The organism is Bradyrhizobium sp. T-12, from assembly GCF_058314695.1.
The window spans coordinates 6,105,217-6,123,715 of the sequence record NZ_CM177756.1 but is presented as its reverse complement, the minus strand read 5'-3'; the positions used below and the strand labels follow the sequence as shown (position 1 = coordinate 6,123,715).

16 protein-coding genes are annotated in these 18,499 nt (G+C 64.7%); 10 read left to right on the top strand and 6 right to left on the bottom strand.

Features of this window, described 5'->3' with window-relative positions; all coding sequences use genetic code 11:
* Nucleotides 1-12: 12 nt before the first annotated feature.
* Nucleotides 13-399, bottom strand: a complete 387-nt coding sequence (locus tag AC0WRY_RS29200) for a hypothetical protein (RefSeq protein ID WP_194404204.1) — start codon at nt 397-399, stop codon at nt 13-15.
* A 222-nt stretch (nt 400-621) separates the two neighbouring features.
* Between AC0WRY_RS29200 and AC0WRY_RS29195 the strand changes: the two genes are divergently transcribed.
* The 8 genes from AC0WRY_RS29195 to AC0WRY_RS29160 all read left to right on the top strand — a co-directional run bounded on the left by AC0WRY_RS29195 (nt 622) and on the right by AC0WRY_RS29160 (nt 8,521).
* On the top strand, nt 622-1,416 hold the full coding sequence (locus AC0WRY_RS29195; protein WP_211416603.1) for a MetQ/NlpA family ABC transporter substrate-binding protein: 795 nt from the start codon (nt 622-624) through the stop codon (nt 1,414-1,416).
* A gap of 165 nt (nt 1,417-1,581) precedes the next feature.
* The gene (locus AC0WRY_RS29190; RefSeq protein WP_491122097.1) at nt 1,582-2,616 is read left to right on the top strand and encodes a putative FMN-dependent luciferase-like monooxygenase; all 1,035 of its coding nucleotides are present in this window, start codon (nt 1,582-1,584) and stop codon (nt 2,614-2,616) included.
* 37 nt (nt 2,617-2,653) lie between these two features.
* A complete protein-coding gene (locus AC0WRY_RS29185) occupies nt 2,654-3,253 on the top strand; it encodes a CMD domain protein (protein ID WP_491122096.1) in 600 nt (199 codons plus the stop codon).
* 14 nt (nt 3,254-3,267) lie between these two features.
* Nucleotides 3,268-3,846, top strand: coding sequence for an alkylhydroperoxidase domain protein (locus AC0WRY_RS29180; RefSeq protein WP_491122095.1), 579 nt, complete (start codon nt 3,268-3,270; stop codon nt 3,844-3,846).
* A gap of 60 nt (nt 3,847-3,906) precedes the next feature.
* Complete coding sequence (locus tag AC0WRY_RS29175; protein ID WP_491122094.1) at nt 3,907-5,064, top strand: ABC transporter substrate-binding protein; 1,158 nt, start codon at nt 3,907-3,909, stop codon at nt 5,062-5,064.
* 54 nt (nt 5,065-5,118) lie between these two features.
* Nucleotides 5,119-6,942, top strand: coding sequence for an ABC transporter permease (locus tag AC0WRY_RS29170; protein ID WP_491122093.1), 1,824 nt, complete (start codon nt 5,119-5,121; stop codon nt 6,940-6,942).
* A complete protein-coding gene (locus tag AC0WRY_RS29165; protein WP_491122092.1) occupies nt 6,942-7,784 on the top strand; it encodes an ABC transporter ATP-binding protein in 843 nt (280 codons plus the stop codon). Before AC0WRY_RS29170 ends, AC0WRY_RS29165 begins: the two co-directional genes overlap by 1 nt.
* Nucleotides 7,781-8,521: an ABC transporter ATP-binding protein gene (locus tag AC0WRY_RS29160; protein WP_194404197.1), complete on the top strand. Its 741-nt coding sequence runs from the start codon at nt 7,781-7,783 to the stop codon at nt 8,519-8,521. Before AC0WRY_RS29165 ends, AC0WRY_RS29160 begins: the two co-directional genes overlap by 4 nt.
* Before the next feature lie 4 nt (nt 8,522-8,525).
* Here AC0WRY_RS29160 and AC0WRY_RS29155 read toward each other — a convergent pair whose 3' ends face one another.
* The 3 genes from AC0WRY_RS29155 to AC0WRY_RS29145 form a co-directional block, all read right to left on the bottom strand.
* The gene (locus AC0WRY_RS29155) at nt 8,526-10,034 is read right to left on the bottom strand and encodes a helicase HerA domain-containing protein (RefSeq protein ID WP_491122091.1); all 1,509 of its coding nucleotides are present in this window, start codon (nt 10,032-10,034) and stop codon (nt 8,526-8,528) included.
* Nucleotides 10,035-10,137: 103 nt separating this feature from the next.
* Nucleotides 10,138-10,956: a YkgJ family cysteine cluster protein gene (locus AC0WRY_RS29150; RefSeq protein ID WP_212067311.1), complete on the bottom strand. Its 819-nt coding sequence runs from the start codon at nt 10,954-10,956 to the stop codon at nt 10,138-10,140.
* Between the two features lie 241 nt (nt 10,957-11,197).
* Nucleotides 11,198-12,262: a ketopantoate reductase family protein gene (locus tag AC0WRY_RS29145; protein WP_212067310.1), complete on the bottom strand. Its 1,065-nt coding sequence runs from the start codon at nt 12,260-12,262 to the stop codon at nt 11,198-11,200.
* Nucleotides 12,263-12,884: 622 nt separating this feature from the next.
* Between AC0WRY_RS29145 and AC0WRY_RS29140 the strand changes: the two genes are divergently transcribed.
* On the top strand, nt 12,885-13,979 hold the full coding sequence (locus AC0WRY_RS29140; RefSeq protein ID WP_313753843.1) for an alpha/beta hydrolase: 1,095 nt from the start codon (nt 12,885-12,887) through the stop codon (nt 13,977-13,979).
* A 25-nt stretch (nt 13,980-14,004) separates the two neighbouring features.
* Here the strand turns inward: AC0WRY_RS29140 and AC0WRY_RS29135 are convergent, their stop codons facing one another.
* Nucleotides 14,005-14,484: a MarR family winged helix-turn-helix transcriptional regulator gene (locus tag AC0WRY_RS29135; RefSeq protein ID WP_194404193.1), complete on the bottom strand. Its 480-nt coding sequence runs from the start codon at nt 14,482-14,484 to the stop codon at nt 14,005-14,007.
* 540 nt (nt 14,485-15,024) lie between these two features.
* On the opposite strand from AC0WRY_RS29135, the gene AC0WRY_RS29130 reads away from it, so the two are divergent.
* Nucleotides 15,025-16,596 carry a porin gene (locus tag AC0WRY_RS29130; protein ID WP_313753844.1) on the top strand — a complete coding sequence of 524 codons (1,572 nt, stop codon included), beginning with the start codon at nt 15,025-15,027 and terminating at the stop codon, nt 16,594-16,596.
* 408 nt (nt 16,597-17,004) lie between these two features.
* On the opposite strand, the gene AC0WRY_RS29125 is transcribed toward AC0WRY_RS29130, so the two are convergent.
* Nucleotides 17,005-17,640, bottom strand: a complete 636-nt coding sequence (locus AC0WRY_RS29125) for a MarR family winged helix-turn-helix transcriptional regulator (protein WP_194404191.1) — start codon at nt 17,638-17,640, stop codon at nt 17,005-17,007.
* Between the last annotated feature and the right edge of the window lie 859 nt (nt 17,641-18,499).

Sequence of the window (18,499 nt, the reverse complement as noted above, 5' to 3'; positions counted from 1 at the left end):
CGCGCCGGGCATCTAGCCGATGCTGACGACGCCGATCGCCAGGGCCGAAAGCAGCAATGCCTGGCTCAGCAGCTGCAGCGCCGTGTTCGGAAGTGCCAGCCAGCGCGAGACCCGCTCGGAGAAGGACAAATTCGTGTCGGCGAACAGCGGCTCGAAGCTGTGCCGGAAGAAATGCGGGAACCTGGCGCCGAACCCCGGGGTCAGCAGGGCGTGAAAAGTCGACATCATGGCGACGAAGATGACGGCGCCGAAGGGCTGGCCGACGAACTCGGCCGCGTCGATCAGCTTGATCAGCAGCGCGACGCCGGAATAGATCGGCACGCCCTGAAGCACAAAATAGAGTGCAAAACATTCGAGCCATTTTCGGCCGGTGAGCTTTGGCGTGGCAAGTGCGGTCATGGCCGATTGCTCCTTTGGTTCCGCTGGTGATGTCGCCAATCTCGCGCGCCGGGCGCCGCGTTGCCGTGATGCGCCTCACGCTTTGCGGCCGCCGCGAATTCGTTCCGCGTTTGCCGCCGAATGGAGAACGCGTGCCCGCCCCGAGCATGCAATATGGATTTCCATTTCATTGATTTCGGCCTACGGAGAAGCGAATACGGTTCCAGTCATTTTCGCCGTGCCATGGAGACCAAGATGTCGTTTCGCCTTCCCCTGATCCTCGCAACCTTGCTCGCCGCCTGGTCGGCAGGAAGCTCAGCCGAGACCATCAAGATCGGCGTGACGCCGGGGCCGCATGCGCAGATCCTCGAGGCGGTGAAACCGGTCGCGGCCAAGCAGGGCCTCGACATCCAGCTTCTCGAGTTCTCCGATTACGTGGTGCCGAACGCCGCGCTCGATGCCGGCGAGATCCAGGCCAATTCGTTCCAGAACCAGCCTTATCTCGACAACCAAAAGGCCGACCGCGGCTACAAGATCGAGGCCGTCGGCCTGACCGTGAACTTCCCGATCGGCGTCTACTCGAAGAAGCACAAGGCCTTCGCCGACATTCCCGAGGGCGGCAAGGTCTCGATCCCCAACGATCCGACCAATGGCGGCCGTGTGCTGCTGCTGCTGCGCGACAAGGGCGTGATCAAGCTGAAGGACGGCACCGGCTTCAAGCCGACGGTGCTCGACATCACCGAGAATCCCAAGAAGCTGAAATTCATCGAGGTCGACGCGGCGCAGGCGCCGCGCGCGCTCGACGACGTCGACGCCGCCGCGATCAACACCAATTACGCAACCCAGGCGGGTCTCGATCCGGTCAAGGATCCGATCCTGCGCGAAGACCCCAAGGGCCCCTACGTCAACCTGATCGCGGTGCGCACCGCCGACAAGGACAAGCCCTGGGTCAAGATCCTCGTCGACAGCTACCACACGCCAGAGGTGAAGGAGTTCGTCCTCGCCAAGTTCAAGGGCGCGGTGCTGCCGAGCTGGTAGGCAATCTGCCCAGCTCCAGCGCAGTCGCGGGCGATCCGGTGGGCGGCCTTGCGCGTGAGCCTTGCTTATGAGCCTTGCCTATGAGCCTTGCGCAATGCCCGCTTGTCTGGAGCAGCAGTAACCGACATCATCGGGGGCCTGGCCATCCAGCCCGACAGGGGTCGTATGAAACGCTTTGCAAATCTGAAACGCCTGGGGTTCTTCACGCGGCTGCTCGACGAGGCCCCGCCGGCGGACCGCTACCGCTTCGCGGCCGAGCAGATCGTGCGCGCCGAAAAGGCGGGGCTCGATTCCGCGTGGATCGCGCAGCATCATTTCCACGAGCGCGAGGGCGGCCTGCCGTCGCCCTTCACCTTCCTCGGCTACGTCGCAGCGCAAACCTCGCGCATCCGCCTCGGCACCGGCATCGTCACGCTGCCGCTGGAGAATGCGGTGCGGGTGGCGGAAGACGCCGCGGTGCTGGATCTCTTATGCAACGGCCGTTTCGAGCTCGGCGTCGGCACCGGCGGCAATCCGTCGGCTTTCGCCGCCTTCGGCCTCGACAGCGCCCAGCGCAACGAGATTTTCGCCCGCAATCTCGAGGTCGTCCGCACCGCTTTGGTCGGCAAGCCGCTCGATGGCGGTGACACGATCTATCCGCAGCGGCCGCAGCTGGACAAGCGGATCTGGCAGGCGACGTTCTCGGTCGCCGGCGGCGCCCGCGCCGGCAAGGCGGGCGATGGCCTGTTGCTGTCGCGCACCCAGCCGCGACCGAAGGAGGCACCGAAGGCGACGCTCGCCGAGATCCAGAACCCGGTGATCGATGCCTATCTGGAAGCGCTGCCCAAGGGGGCTGAGCCGCGCATCATGGCCTCGCGCAGCGTCTTCGTCGCCGACGATCATGCCGAAGCGATGCGGCTCGCAGACATTGGACTGCGCCGCGCGCTGCCGCAATTCATGAAGGGCGGTCACGCCAAGCCGGGCGAGACGCTGGAGGAAATGATCACGGCGTTCGACACCCATGTCGGCGACGCCGATCACGTCGTCGCCTCGCTGCGGGGCGACGCGACGCTGGAGCGGATCACCGATCTCGTCTTCCAGGTGCATTCGGTCGATGCGCCGCACGCCTGCGTCCTGCGCTCGATCGATCTTGTCGCGGAGAAGGTCGCGCCGGCGCTGGGCTGGACGCGGACGGCGCCCGACGTGGCGCTCGCAGGTTAACCGCTATGAACGCGATCGCGTGGCACGAGGCTGAATGATGGCAACACCAGATATCATCGACACGCTCGCCGGGATCGAGCCCGGCTCGGCTCTGGACGCCATCCGCGCCCGCCGCCTGCAGGCGCGCGACAATGCGCAGAAGAGTTATCTCTCGCTGTTCGAGCCGATCGACGCGAGCGAGTTTTCGCTGGTAGAACGCGCCGCGGTCGCGGCCTTCGTGACCGGGCTGCACGGCGAATCCCCCGTCGCCGCCTTCTATCGCGACAAGCTGGCCGCCAACGCGGATGGCGCGCGCCTGATCGAGGCGATCGACGGCGAGATCGCAGGGGGCAAGACCTCGGGTCCGTATGGCTCGTATCCCGCCGGTCCGCTGTCGATCGAGAACACCGCCGGCCTGATCTATCGCGTGAGCGCGGAGCGCAAGGCTGCCCTCGGTCCGCGGCTCGTCGCGGCGCTCGAACATGCGCATCTCCTGGTGTTCCGGCCGCGCGATGCCGCGTCCGCCGACATGAAGGCGTTGCTGGGCGCCGGCTGGTCGGCCACCGGAATCGTCACCTTCTCCCAGCTCGTCGCGTTCCTGTCGTTCCAGCTGCGGGTCGTCAGTGGCCTGCGCACGCTCGCCGCCGCGAACGCATAAGAGGAGGGTGTTTCATGAGCGTCACCGTCAACCCGCCCGTCGTCTTCACCCAGGATGAGCTTGGCTGGGTCTCCTGGATCGATCCGTTGCCCGAGGCCGAGCTGACCGAGCGGCATTACGCTGGTCTCGTCGACCGCGCCCGCGCCAAGTCGGAATATTTCCGCCTGCTGGTGCGCGATCCCGAGGTGCTGGAAGCTCGTACCAAGACCGACAAGGACATCTTCTACAACGTCGCCGACGGCCTGCCCCGCGCCGAGCGTGAGCTCGCGGCGGCCGCGACCTCGCGCTATAACGGCTGCATCTATTGCGCCTCGGTGCATGCGCGCTTCGCCAGCACCTATTCCAAGCGCCGCGACGACGTGCAGAAGCTGCTCGATGAAGGCGTCAAGGCCGATCTCGGCGAGCGCTGGAATGCCGTGGTCAAGGCCTCCGTGGCGCTGGCCGCGACGCCGATCGCGTTCGGCCCTGACAATATCGCGGAGCTGCGCCGCGCCGGTCTCGACGATGCCGAGATCGTCGACGTCATCAACAACGCCTCGTTCTTCAACTGGGCCAACCGGCTGATGCTGTCGCTCGGCGAGCCCTCGAAATAGGCAATATCACCGGCACAAGACTTGCTGCTTGTTTCAACACCTGAGTGGATGGAGCCGTGCATGAGCAACATCGATCGTCGTACCCTGGTGAAGGGCTCGCTTGCCGCCATGATGGCGGGCGCGGCCTTTTCGCGCGGTGCCTTCGCGCAATCCTCCGAGTCGATTCTGCTCGGCGTCAGCGGCCCCCTGACGGGACCGAACGCGCAATATGGCACGCAGTGGAAGCAGGGCTTTGATCTCGCGCTCGACGAGATCATGGCGGCCGGCGGCATCAACGGCCGCAAGCTCGCTTACCAGTTCGAGGACAGCCAGAGCGATCCGCGCCAATCGGTGGCGATCGCCCAGAAGTTCGTGTCCGATCCCCGCATCGTCATGGAGCTCGGCGATTTCTCGAGCCCCGCCTCGATGGCGGCATCCCCGATCTACCAGCGCGGCGGCCTCGTGCAGTTCGGCTTCACCAATTCGCACCCTGATTTCACCAAGGGCGGCGACTTCATGTGGAGTACCTCGGTCAGCCAGGCCGACGAGCAGCCGCTGCTGGCGGCCTATGCGGTGAAGCGCCTCGGCCTCAAGAAGCTCGCGGTGCTGCATCTCAACACCGATTGGGGCCGCACCAGCCGCGACTATTTCGTCAATGCCGCCAAGGAATACGGCGCCGAGATCGCGGTGACCGAGGGCTATATCGCGGAAGAGCGCGACTTCCGCTCGACGCTGGTGCGCGTGCGCGATGCAAATCCCGACGGGCTGATCCTGATCTCCTATTATTCCGACGGCGCGCTGATCGCCCGTCAGGCGCGGCAGGTCGGCCTGAAGCAGGTGATGTGCGCCGCAAGCTCTGTCTACTCGCCGAAATTCATCGAGCTCGGTGGCGAGGCGGTCGAGGACGTGCATCTCGGCACGCGCTATTTCCCGCAGGATCCCAGGCCCGAGGTGAAGAAGTTCATCGCCGGCTTCAAGGCCAAGTATGGCGGGCAGGAGCCCGATGCCTTCAACGCCTATTCCTACGATGCGATGAACATGGCCGCCGCCGTCGTCAAGATCGGCGGCACCGATCGCCGCGCTGTCCGCGATGCCTTCGCCAAGGTGAAGGACGTCTCCAGCGTCATCTTCGGCCAAGCGACCTTCGACGTCGAGAGCCGCCGCGTCAAGGGCGCGATGAACGCCGAGCTCGTCGTGCGCAAGGGCCAGTTCGCGCTCTGGGACGGTAAGCCGACCTGACCTGATGGTCCGAGCATTCGCTTCGGCCCGTTCTCCCTTCAGTAGGAAAACTGCGTGTCTTCCTGGCTCGACTACACCATCAACGGGCTGATCGTCGGCAATGTCTATGCGCTCGTTGCGGTCGGGCTCGCGCTGATCTTCGGCGTCAGCCGGCTGATCAACTTCGCGCAAGGCTCGATCTATCTCGTCGGCGCCTATGTCGGCTGGGTCGCTGTAGTGCAGCTGCATACGCCGCTGCCCCTCACCATCATCGTGGTCGCGGTAGCGGCTGCGATCGTCGGGCTGATCATCGAGCGGTTCGGCCTGCGTCCGCTGCAGAACTCGGTGCGCATCGCACCGCTGCTGGCGACCATCGGCATCAGCTTCGTGCTCGATCAGCTGGTGATGCTGACCTTCTCGCCCAATCCGCGCGCGCTGCCGAGCCAGTTGCCGGATGTGCGTTTCCAGGTCGGTGGCGGCACGATCGGGCCTCTTGATCTGCTCATCGCAGGTGTCGGCCTCACCAGCGCGCTCTTGCTGTTCGTGTTCCTGCGCTACTCCAAGCTCGGCTGGGCGGTGCGCGCGGCCTCGCAGGACCGCGACGCCGCGATGCAGATGGGCGTCGACGTCAACCGCGTCAATCAGGCCGTATTCGGCATCGCCGCCGCGCTCGGCGGCGTCTCCGGCATGCTGGTCGGCATGTACTACAACCAGATCGACACCGCGATGAGCCTGCAGGCGACGCTCAAGGGCGTCGTCGCAGAAGTCGTCGGCGGTGCTGGCAACGTGCCGGGCGCGGTGATCGGCAGCCTGCTGCTCGGCCTCGTCGAGAGCTATGGCGTTGCCGTGTTCGGCACCAGCTACCGCAATCTGTTCGCATTCCTGCTGCTGGTCGTCGTGCTCGTGCTGCGGCCGAACGGCCTGTTCGCCAGCGCGCGGCAGGCGCCGCCCGAGCCGCTCACCGGCACCTTCATCGCGCCGAGCCGTCCCGTGCGGGTTCCGCGCTGGGCCCTGGCTGTTGCGGCAGCGATCTTCGCGGTCCTGCCGCTGTTCCCGATGTCGTTCTACGTGCTTCAGACCCTGATCAACGCCTGGCTGCTCGGCATGCTCGCGCTCAGCCTGACGCTGGTCGCGGGCACGATCGGCCAGGTCTCGCTCGGTCACGCCGCGCTGCTCGCGATCGGCGCCTACACCTCCGCGCTGCTGTCGCTCACGTTCTCCGTTCCTGTCGGCCTCGCGATCATCGGCGGAGGTCTGATGAGCGCGGCGCTCGGGACAGCCTTGATCTCACCCTCGTTCCGCCTGCGCGGGCACTATGTCTCGATCGCGACGCTCGCGATCGGCGAGATCGTCTCGCTGGTGATCCTGAACTGGGAGACCGTCACGCGCGGGCCGATCGGCATCTCCGGCATCCCGCCGCTGTCGCTGTTCGGCTACGATCTGATCAGCCCGACCTCGATCTACTGGTTCAGCTTCGCGGTGATGATCGTGCTGGCGCTGCTGCAGGGCCGGTTGCTCGGCTCGCATCTCGGCCGCAGCTTCCGCGCCATCCGCGACGACGACGTCGCCGCGCGGGCTTATGGTCTCAGCCTGAACCGCTACAAATCGCTGGCCTTCATCTCCGGCGGGTTCGCCGCCGGAATCAGCGGCGGCATTGCCGCGCATCTCTATTCCTACATCAACCACGAGACTTTCAACACGCAGCAATCGATCCTGGCGCTGACCGTCGTCATCCTCGGTGGCCTCGGCAATGTCGTCGGAGCCATTCTCGGGGCGGTTGCGTTGGTCGGCTTGCCCGAGGTGTTCCGGATCGCGGCGGAGTATCGCATCCTGATCTACGGCATCGTGCTGCTGCTGCTCGTGCGGTTCAGGCCGCAGGGCCTGCTGGGGACGATCTGATGGCGGAGCAGCACGTACCCATGTTGTCCCTGCGCGGGCTGACGCGTCGCTTCGGCGGCCTCACCGCCGTCGACGCCATCGATCTCGATCTCGCCAAAGGCGAGCTCGTCAGCATCATCGGCCCCAACGGCGCCGGCAAGACGACGCTGTTCAATCTCGTCACCGGGCTCGACCGCCCGGATGCGGGTACGGTTCACTTCGAAGGCCGGGACATCACCGGTCTGTCGCCGGAGCGGCTGGCGGCCGAGGGCATCGCGCGCACCTTCCAGCTCGGCCGCGTCTTCGGCAATCTCAGCGTGATGGACAACGTCCTGATCGGCGCGCACACGCGCTTGCGTGCGGTGAAGCCGGCCGTGCCGGTGATCGGCCCGCTGCTCGAACTCGGACTGGCGCTGCTGCGGCCCGCGAGCGTCAAGGCGGAGGAAGAGCGGCTACGGGAAGAGGTGAAGGCCATTCTCGCCCGCTTCGGCGAACGGCTGCTGCCGCGCATCGACCAACCCGCCTACAGCCTGTCCTACGCCAACCGCCGCCGCGTCGAGATCGCGCGCGCGCTCGCGCTGAAGCCGCGCCTGTTGCTGCTCGACGAGCCGACCGCCGGCATGAACCCGACCGAGACGGCGGAAATGCAGGGGCTCGTCGCCGAACTGAAGGCGGAAGGGCTGACCATCCTCCTGATCGAGCACAAGCTGGAGATGGTGATGCGCCTGTCCGACCGCGTCATCGTGATGGACGAAGGCAAGAAGATCGCGGAAGGGCCGGGCGAGCAGGTGCGGACCGATCCCAAGGTGATCGAGGCCTATCTTGGCCATGGCCTGAGCAAAGAGCAGGAGAGCGCGGCATGACGAATGCGTCGCCCGAAGCGCTGCTGGAACTGTCCAACGTCAACACGTTCTACGGCCAGGCCCAGGTGCATTTTGATCTCTCGATCACGGTCGCGCGCGGCCACATCGTCTGCCTGCTCGGCGGCAATGCCAGCGGCAAGTCGACCACGATGAAGATCATCCTGGGTCTGGTGAAGCCGCGCTCGGGCGAGGTGAGCTTCGACGGCGCCTCGCTGATCGGCCTCTCGACACCGCAGATCGTCCGCCGCGGCATTGCCTCGGTGCCGGAGGCGAGGCGATTGTTCGCGGACATGAGCGTGCGCGAGAACATCCTGATGGGCGCCTTCGTGCGCAATGACCGCGATGCGGTGGCGCAGGATCTCGACAGGATGCTGACCCTGTTCCCCAAGCTCGGCCAGCGCCTGTCGCAGCGCGCCGGTTCGCTCTCCGGCGGCGAGCAGCAGATGGTCGCGATGGCGCGCGCGCTGATGAGCAGGCCGCGGATGATCGTGATGGACGAGCCGACCATGGGCCTGTCGCCGCTCTATGTCGACCGCGTGCTGGAGCTGATCCGGACCATCAACCAGGAGGGCGTCTCGGTGTTCATGGTCGAGCAGAACGCCAGCCTCGCGCTCGAAATCGCGCACGAAGCCTATGTGCTGCAGACCGGCAGGATCGTGCTGTCGGGCCCGGCCCGCGCGCTGAAGGACGACCCCCGCATCCGCGACGCCTATCTCGGCGGCTCCGAGGCGGCCTGACGCCTCACGCCGACGCCGCGCGCACGACCGGCTCGGCCGGCAGGTCGTCGCCATTGGGATCACCGGGGGCCGTGGCCCAGGCCAGCTCCACCAGCGTCACGATCCGGCGGCCGCTGCCGTCGAGCTGGACCACGATCAGGCCTTGCTCCTCCATATAGCCGAGCAGCCGCTGCGCCCGGCGCAGCGAATGCGAGCCGTAGGCGCGGGCGATCGCGGCGTCGCCGGGGCAGGGCCAGCCTTCCTTGGCGGCACGCGCGATCATCATGAACACGCCTTGCATGTCGTCGGGCAAGATCGACGCGCGCAGCGAGACGTCCTGCCAGGCGTCGTCCTCGGCCAGATCCGTGCCGAGGCCGGCGCGGGCATGGGTCAGCATGCGGCGAAATTCGTTGAGATCGGGCACCGCCGTGCCGAGGCCCTCGATGCGGCAGCGAACCACGAACTCCTGATAGAGCACGCCGATGGCGCGGAAGCCGGCGTCGGGCGCGGCGAGCACGGCCCGCAGCGTACGATCCACGCGCTCGCGCCGCTCGGCGAGTTCCTCGGCACTGACCGGCACCTCGACCACCTCAGGCTGGATCACCGGTGCGGCCGCCTTTGCGGCGCGCAGCTGCTCTAGCAGATCCGGCGCGGGCCGTCGCTGCGGCCGGCTGGCATCGGGCGGCGGCGCGGCCAGGATCACGGCGCGCATATCTTCAGTGGCCTCCGGCAGCGGCATCAGCCGCGGCGTCGAATTGCGCGGGGAGGTGTCGGTCGGGCCGATGTTCAGGCGCAGCGGACGGCGCGACAGCGCAGGTCCAAGCGCCATGAACTGGCCGCGCTCGAGGTCGCGAAAGGCTTCGGCCTGCCGCCGTTCCATGCCGAGCAGATCGGCGGCGCGCGCCATGTCGATGTCGAGGAAGGTCCGGCCCATCAGGAAGTTGGAGGCTTCCGCCGCGACGTTCTTGGCGAGCTTTGCCAGCCGTTGCGTCGCGATGATGCCGGCGAGTCCGCGCTTGCGGCCGCGGCACATCAGATTGGTCATGGCGCCGAGCGAGAGCTTTCGCGCTTCGTCCGAGACTTCGCCTGCCACCGCCGGCGCGAACAGCTGGGCCTCGTCGACGACCACGAGCATCGGATACCAATGGTCGCGGTCGACGTCGAACATCCCGCCGAGAAACGCGGCGGCGCGGCGCATCTGGTTCTCGGCGTCGAGACCTTCGAGATTGAGCACGGTGGAGACGCGATGCAGCCGCGCGCGCTCGCCGGCAACCTGAAGGCCGCGCTCGGTGTGGTCCTCGGCCTCGATCACGAGATGGCCGAAGCGTTCGGCCAGCGTGACGAAATCGCCTTCGGGGTCGATGATGGCCTGCTGCACCCAGGGCGCGCTCTGTTCCAGGAGCCGCCGCAGCAGATGCGATTTGCCGGAGCCCGAATTACCCTGCACGAGGAGGCGGGTCGCCAGCAGTTCCTCGAGGTCCATGGCGGCCGCGGCGCCCGCCGTGGTCTGCCCCATCTCGATTGCAACTGTCATGCCCGACTCAAGTCCCCGTCATTCGCGGACAGCGGCTTATCAATCCCGCCGCGACGCGTCGAGCGGCATGGCGCTGATCATGCCGCGTTGCCCACGGCGGCGTTCAGCCGTGGTTCGATTGCCGTAGAAGTGCGGGCCGATAGGGGGCTTGCGGATCGTCGTCCTCGTTCTCGGGGATGACGCATGAGCCGAATTCCTGCCTGATCCGCTCCATCTCGGCGATGCGCTCGTGCAATCGCTGCAAATGTTCCGGCGACGTTGCCCGCCAGAACCGGAACGTGTCGGCAGTGAGCGGCACGAAGGCCGTGCCGAACAGCGTCGGCTCGGGAACGACGGTGCGTCCGAGCAGCAGAAAGCGGTCGGCGCCGGAGACGACGAGGGTGGCATAGCCCCGATTTCCGATCCGCTTGATCCCGTTCAGCGACCATTCGGCGAGCTTGCTGAAATAAGGCTCCTCGCGCCAGCGATCAGGGCAATGGTCGTCGACCGTCACGTTCACTGCATCCTGGCTGAAATGCACGATGATGCCCGACTTCGCCGGGAACCAGTCGTCGTCGAGATGCCCCTGCAGCCAGGCGCAGACGAAGGAACGGCACATCTGGGGGCGGCGGTCGTAGATGGTGCAGCCGGTGCCGGTCTGCCAGTGCTTGCAGAGCTGGTTCACCGGCTTGTCGACGGCGGCCACTTCGAGAATGTCGCAGCATGCGTTGCACGATCCGCATTGCCGGGCCAGCGGAGCTGCTTTAGGCACGGCGGTCGCACGAAAGCCCTGGCCGTCGCGGACCAGCAGCTTCTGCTTCTCCAGCGTGTTCAACGCGCGCTCGACCTTGAGACGGGACAATCCGGTCGCGTCGATGAGACTCTTCATGGTTGTCGCGCCGGCCTCCACCGCGCGCACGACCTGCAACGTCGACTGATCCATCTTCGATGACTTGTTCTTTCGCCCATCATCCGGCTGTCGCCGGCAGACCCGGAACCTGCTGTCCGGAACCGGCGTCCAGAGATACTGCCGAGACATCTCGGCAGCCTCCATTAACTAAGGCCAGACGTCGCATGGATGCAAATTTTTCGCAAACAGGCCGGGGCCGAGGCGGACGCGGCTGATCCGGCCGCAATCTTTCCAATGGGCGCGCAGCCGGCAAGCAATACTCGGAACGGCGCGCCTACTGCGCGCCGGATCCGCCCTGCACGATCTTCTCGTTCAGCTTCTGGTCCACGGTGTCGACCGTGCGGTCGATCTCGGGATTGGGCACGCCAAGCTGATGCGAGATCAGCTTCACCAGGAGATCGACGCGCTCGATGAAGGGCGCGCCGCTTGCGACCGCACGCGCGGCCGACGACGGCTTGAGCAGGCTCTCGGCGGCCTTGGCGTATTTCGCGAACGGCACCTGGTCCTGCGGATCGGCGCCGAGGCGGCGCGCGATGGCGTCGACATGGTCGTAGATCGTCTGCGAGCGCTTGATGTCGCCGTGCACGGCGTCGCGGATCGACTGCGGCTCGTTCGGCGTGATGCAGCGATAATTGCCGGTGAGCAGCATCGACCATTTCGCCAGCGGCACGAACAGGGAGTCGAACACTTTCAGCTTCACTGGCACGTCGTGGCCGTCGAGCGTCACCGCGTCGATGTCGGCCTCGAGCTCACGCAGCACCTTGTTGTGCTTTTCGTCGGCGAACACCGAGGCCTTGAAATTGGTGGGCAGGCCGACATGCAGCACGTTCGCGGCTTCTTCCGGCGGACGGAACGCCTGCGGGTCGGGCGAGCACAGCGTCACCAGCCCCGGCTCGAACCGCTCCCACACCTGCGCATTGGTGTAGGCCTCTTCGAGGTCCATATCGGCGAGCGCCGGGATCCGCTTCAGATAGGGCAGCGGCGGCATGTTCATGATCGACAGACACGGCAGCTTCGCTGCGGCGATCTTGACCATGAGCATGCGCACGGTGTGGTTGGTGTATTGCGGCTCCTGCATCGCAAGGCCGACCAGATCATAGCGGGAGAGGTCGACATTGGCCGGGGTCACGGCGTCGAGCTTGCCGGGCAGGTCGCGCGAGAAGATCGCCCGGTGCACCGCCTCGTCACGCAGCTTGATGCGCACCTCGGTACCTTCGCGGTTGATCAGCTCGGCGGTCTTGGCGCGGCAGACCAGGGTCACGTTGTGCCCGGCCATCAGCAGCTTCGTGCCCAGCAGCGAGCCGTAAGAAGCCCCGAGAATCAATATGTTGCGCGCCATGCTCCGTCCCTTTGACAATGTGCGTGATTTTTCAGCCCCGGCCGTCATCCGCGGGCGAGTTGCCGGCATGTAAAGCGAAGTCCGCGGAGATGGCAACTGGGATAATGCATACAAGGGTGACCGGCGGGCCTCCTGAAACGCCCGCATGCGCCCTCCCAATGTGCCGAAGAGTTTTGATTTACAGAATTTGGGTCCAGTCGCTCTCGCGCGCGTGACGACTAGTCATGAGCACGTCACATAAGTCGTCGCCGTCATTGCGATGGATCAGCGTGCCGGCGGCTTCCGTCCTCGCATTGTCAGGCAAGGCGGCAATCGGACGCATCTCACCATATCGTGCGTTCACAACGGCGGTTTACGCAGTCATGTCTGTTTGATCGACAGGTGGCGCATTTCCGGCTTGCCTGTCGCAACAAGAGACGAACGAGCCCGCATCACTGGTGCGCGGCAAATGACTGTGGATCAGCGACGGAGCTGGGACGTGACGATCGCGTTGAGCGGGCTTGGACATTGCACCGAGGCCGGCTCGTTTGGAAGCAGGACCGTTTCGCGCAGTGCCTTCGCTGCGCCGAAGACGACGCTCGAAGATCCCGGCGCATGTCTGGGGGCGCGCGGATAGCGTCGTTTGGGGGCTGGCATGGAAAGTGATCATTGGCCACACGGCTCGTGCGATGGCTGCGGTCGCAGCCTGGCGCAGTTGCGGCATCGCGCGTCCGGATTCTTTGAAAGCTTGTCGGTCGCAGAACTCGGGCGGGAGACGCACCGGCATCTGTGGGTTTCGGACTGGCTGCGGGTCGCAGACGACTACCGGACCTTCGCCAAGTTCGCCGGCGAGGATGGGACCATCCCGACCGCGCGGGAGGCGTGGCTATGTGCGTTGACGGCCTTGGAAGTCGTCAGAAGCGTGTCTTGCCCAGGCGACGTCGAAGCCGCCGATTTCGCAAACGAGGTCGATATCAGCCTGAAAGGCTTGGCCGATGACGCCGGCCCCGCGATCGAGCGCGTGACCCTCGAAGGCTTTGACGAGGCCGCGCTCACCGGATTCTTCGTCCCGGCGCTTTGCCGGGCGTCGTCCGCCCCCGCGGTCATCTGCGTCGGCGACGAGGACATCACGCTGGGCTCGATGATGATCAGGCTGCTGCCGGCATCGCTCCGTCACAACATATCGCTCCTGCTCGTCGACGCCCGCCGCTCATCCGCCCGCCGCCCCTTCAAGCCGGAGCAGATGCTTCAATGCTGGCTGGACTATCTTCAGGGGCGAGCGGATGTCGATCCGCAGCGGATCGCGATCTATGGCGAAGGGGCGGGCGCCGGGCATGCGTCCCGTCTTGCCCGCGCGGATCGCCGGCTCGCCGCCGCCGTGTGCGACGGGGGCCTATTGAGCCCGGTGATGTGCCGGGCATCGCTGCGCTGGATGACCGACGTCGAGCAGGCGGCCCTTGACGCGAGCGTGCCGGTTTCGATGATGGCCCCGCGCCAGCTCCCGTGCCCGCTGCTCATGGTGGTCGGAAGTCGCTCGATGATGCTGGAGCAGGATGCCCTCGAACTGCAATCGGCCTATCGACAGGCCGGAGCCGATTGCTCGGTGGTCGTTCCGAGCCGCATCCCGCATCCCCTCGGCGAGGTCGAGAATTTCGTCGCCGTCGACGATTTCATTTTCGAATGGCTCGACAGCAAGCTCGGAAGCGCCCCCCAGCTCGAGGACGTGACCTATCTCTAGTCGGCCGGGCTTGCTTCCCGGCGGATCACGACACGTCGATCGCCAGCAATCGCGCCGCCAGCCGGGCGTTCTTGGCGATCTTTGCCAGCGCGGTGTTCATGTCGGCCAGGGTCTTCTCGTCGAGATCGTTGAACATCGTCGAATTCAGCGCGAGCCTTCTCTTGGACAACTGCTCGATGTCGGTGGTCGCTTTCGCGGTCAGCGACATCAGCACGAAGCGGGCGTCGTTCGCCGCCGGCCGCCGCGACAGGAAGCCGCCCTTTTCCAGGATCTTGGTCTGGTTGGTCACGAAGGCCGGATGAACGCGCAATTTGTTCGCGATGTCCGTGCCGGCGACGCCTTGCCCCTGGTCCAGCTCGGTGATCGCCATCAGGATCAGCCATTGCGGCTGGGTAATGCCGAGCAATCCGGCCCAGCTGGTGTGGATGTCATCCAGCTGCGCGTGAATTTCGACGACATTCCAGATGAAGTCCCTGATCGCCTTGTCGAGCTTCTTCTCGATCATGCCGCGTCGCCCCTCCCCCTTTGGCGTTGATCCTTTTTTTATTGGTCTTGGATCAATGTTCTATCGGGATATCGCGGGGACGTCTCCTATGTCGCGCGTCGAAAGCAGGCGACAGATACAGCATTGTTGGAATGGCTTAGCCATTTGATACTTGCATAAATCAATTAATTCAATTACGTCTCGTGCCACTCAATCTTTGCTGCTCTTGACCCTGTCGACAGACGGCGATGTGAGACCTCCAAGAAAGCCCTCGGGATGCCCCCTGAGGGCTTTTTACTTTTTCTTCAGTATCTTAGTTAGCCTTCTCGCAAGCTCTGTTGCTCGCGAGCAACATCTTCCGCCGAACTTACAATTCATTAGATCAATAAATTGAGGCGGTTGTTTTTATAAACTATACGTGAGTCACGACGGAGGGGGGGCACCTCACTGTCGTTTCAGTCCGGACCTCAGTGCGGATCTGAATTGGACGGAAATTATGAGGGTGAAGCGGTGTCCTCCGAGGAAGCCGAGCCCCCTGAATCGACCTGGAGGTTTACCTAAATGAAGTTGACGAAGTCGCTCTTTCTCGGCTCGGCTGCCGGCCTGATGGCCGTCTCCGGGGCGTTCGCAGCCGATCTTCCCGTGAAGGCCAAGGCGGTCGAATACGTGAAGATCTGCTCGCTGTACGGCGCCGGTTTCTACTACATCCCGGGCACCGACACCTGCATCAAGCTGGGTGGTTATCTGCGCGCCGAAGTCGCGTTCAACACCAACAGCAACTACGGCATCTCGAACGGTTCTCCGGCCGGTGCACACAACCGCCTGAGCAACTACTACCAGATGCGCGCTCGTGAAGATCTCAACATCGACACGCGCACCGCGACCGAGTACGGCGTCGTCCGTACCTTCTTCGACGGCGTGTTCACCTGGACCACCGGCGGCTATCAGGGCTCCGGCTCGGCGACGGGCGGCACTGTCTACACCGGCAACCTCGGCCTCAACACCTCCGGCGCCACCCCGGCGCTCGTTGGTTCGTCGATCAACGGCACCGACGGCAACACCTCGGGCGGTTCGCTCGGCGTGTACTACGCCTTCATCCAGTTCGCCGGCTTCACCATGGGTAAGGCCGTGTCGCAGTTCGACGCGCCCTGGACCAACTATCCCGGCAACAACATCGACAGCCTCGTCGGCGGTTCCGGCACTGTCACCGGCGTCAACCAGTTCACCTACACTGCTGACTTCGGTCAGGGCGTGACGGCGGCGTTCTCGGCTGAAGACGCGACGGCTTACTATCAGGCCGGCAACGTCAACCTGACCGGCGCGACCGCTGGCAGCATGATCGGCGGCACCTACGGCACCAACGCCATCGGCGGTTCGCGTTCGCCGAACCTCGTCGGTATGGTCCGTGTCGACCAGGCCTGGGGCATGTTCCAGGCGTCGGTTGCTGCTCATGACAACCACGTTGCCTACTACGGCGCCAACGAAGCCACTGGCCACCCCGACGACAAGTGGGGCTGGGCAGTTCAGCTCGCTCTGTCGATCAAGAACATCCCGACCGGTGCGGGCGACGTGCTCAACATTTCGGGCGTCTACACCGACGGTGCGACCCGCTACAACTTCCAGAACCTGGCGGGCAGCAGCTACTCGATGTTCGGCAACTCGGGCGTTGCCTACCAGAGCGTCGGCTTCGCCTATGCTCCGGACACCGTGTTCGTCACGGGCGGCCAGCAGGAGACTGTGAAGACCTGGGGCTTCCGCGGCGCTTTCACCCATAACTGGGATCCGTACTGGAACACCGCGCTCTACGGTGCCTACGCTCAGGCGCAGTACGGCTCGACTGCCAAGACCGCGCTCTGCGGCGCTGGCGGTGCGGGCGGCGTGTTCGGCGGTCTCGCCGGTGTCACGGGTTGTAACCCTGACTTCGCCGTCGGCCAGATCGGTATCATCACCCGCTGGACCCCGGTCAAGAACCTGACGTTCTCGGGCGACCTGAACTGGACCCGCCTCGACCAGAAGTACTCGGGCACGGTTGGTTACGCTGGTGCCGGCACGACGGCCAAGCCGGCCGCCCTGTACGAGCTGAAGGATCAGGACAGCGTCACCCTGCTGCTCCGCGCTCAGCGCAACTGGTAAGATCAGTCGAAGTCTTTCGACGAGCACCCGGCGGGAAACCGCCGGGTGTTTTTTTGTGCGTGATGGTGCGGGAGATTCGGCGGCCGGTGGCCCTGGGTGAGGGCAGCGATACCCGGGACTCGGTCGCGAGCATCCCGGATGTCGCTGCGCGAAGGTGCCTGTCGCCCCACGCTCAATGTCATCGCCCGGCTTGACCGGGCGATCCAGTAGTCCGAGACGGCCGTGATTGGACCGCGAAGCCGCGGCGTCCTGGATTCACCGCTTTCGCGGGAATGACACGGCACTTGGAGGACAAGCTGCCGCCTCACATTGACGATGTGGAGAGCGCGTGCGCATTCTGGAACAGGCGCTGCTGCGAAAGGATCCGCAAAGCCTTATCCGAAGACTTACCCGGAAATTGCGCGCGTCTCAGCCCTGACTCGCCATCCGCGCGCGGTCGAGATGCTCTTCGATCTTCGGGCGGTCGCGGGTGCGCTCGAAGCTGGTGCACAGCAGTTCGGTTTCCTCGAGCGAGATCGGAGCGCGATACAGCCGGCACATGAACTCGGCGCTTGCGCGTCCCTTGGAGGCCGCCGGGCCGCGTTCGGCGAGAAACATGCAGTCACGGCAAACGCTGGCATCGAGCCGTTGATGGGCTGCGTCGAGGTGATTGAGCACTTCGCGGAGCGAGTCGCGCAGCCTGACGCATTCGTCATTGCCGAGCGCCCTGACGGCGTTCACCACGTGATTGATCGGGTCGTGCTGATTGAGGCACTTCTCGCCCTGCGCGGTGACGTGCAGGACGACGGAACGCTTGTCCTCCTGCGACGGCTTCCTCACCAGGAAGGACTTGCTCTCCAGCGTCTTCACGATTTGCGATGCGGTCGCTCTGGTGGCGCCTATGAAGCCGGCAAGCGCAGACGGCGTGCGCGAAAACCTGTTGGCGCGGCCGAGAAAGCGCAGCGCCATCCATTCCCGATCGCGCAATCCATGCTGGTTGCCTTCGAAATACCAAGCCCTCGCCGCTTGAACCAGCAGCTCGACGGCTTCCCGCGCCAATGGCATGAATCTACCTCGTCCCCGGAACATCATTTGCGGCGTCCCGAAGCCGCTTTGCGCAACAGTCTGCGAATCCTTCGAAGGGCATCCAACGATTGCAGCCGTCCGGCGCGCACGTCGTGTCGAGCTCAGCTTCGAATGAACGAATTGCAGCGCGCCCGATCCTGATCCGCAAGGCTCGCGTGTTCTGGAGCGAGTCACTGCGCCATTGGCATGCCAACGGCGTCGTCGCACGGGAGCCCGGTTTGCCGTCGCCAGCAGACGATGGATCGGAATAGTTCAACCGAAGCCCCTGAGTTCAAGTCACACGCAGACGTTTCTTATATTCCGTCGAAACGATGAATGAGCTTCTCAACAAAATCAAGTACAGACCCTCGCGAGCCCCAGATGTCGTTGCGTGCGAATGTAACGTTCAAGACATTCTCGCTCGGTCAGTACACATGATAGTGAATGCAATACGTTGTGCCGCGAATGAAATGCACTCGGCGCTGCGACACCTTGATTGCATGTCATCTCGATGTCTGTGTTTGGGCGCAAACTGATTGAAGCTTGTGCAGGCCGACGATGCGTATAGGCAACGTCATCCACAACTTGTGCGTGGTGTCGGAGAATCATCGAGGGAACTCACAGGAATTGCACGCGCCGGTTGTTGATCGCCGCAGGCGCAGAGCCGACCATGCAATTGCTTCCGGCACTGCCGCGCGTTGCTCTCTCGCTCCAATGGCGGAGGCGTTACGACGAAAACCGGAGGCGGCTGTTCGGGCGCATGCGCCGGCGGCGCGGCGGCATGCGCAATCTCCTGTCGAAAACAACGCGCGGGAACGGCGCAGCGCGCATGTCGCACGCGGTCCCGGCTTCTCGGCTG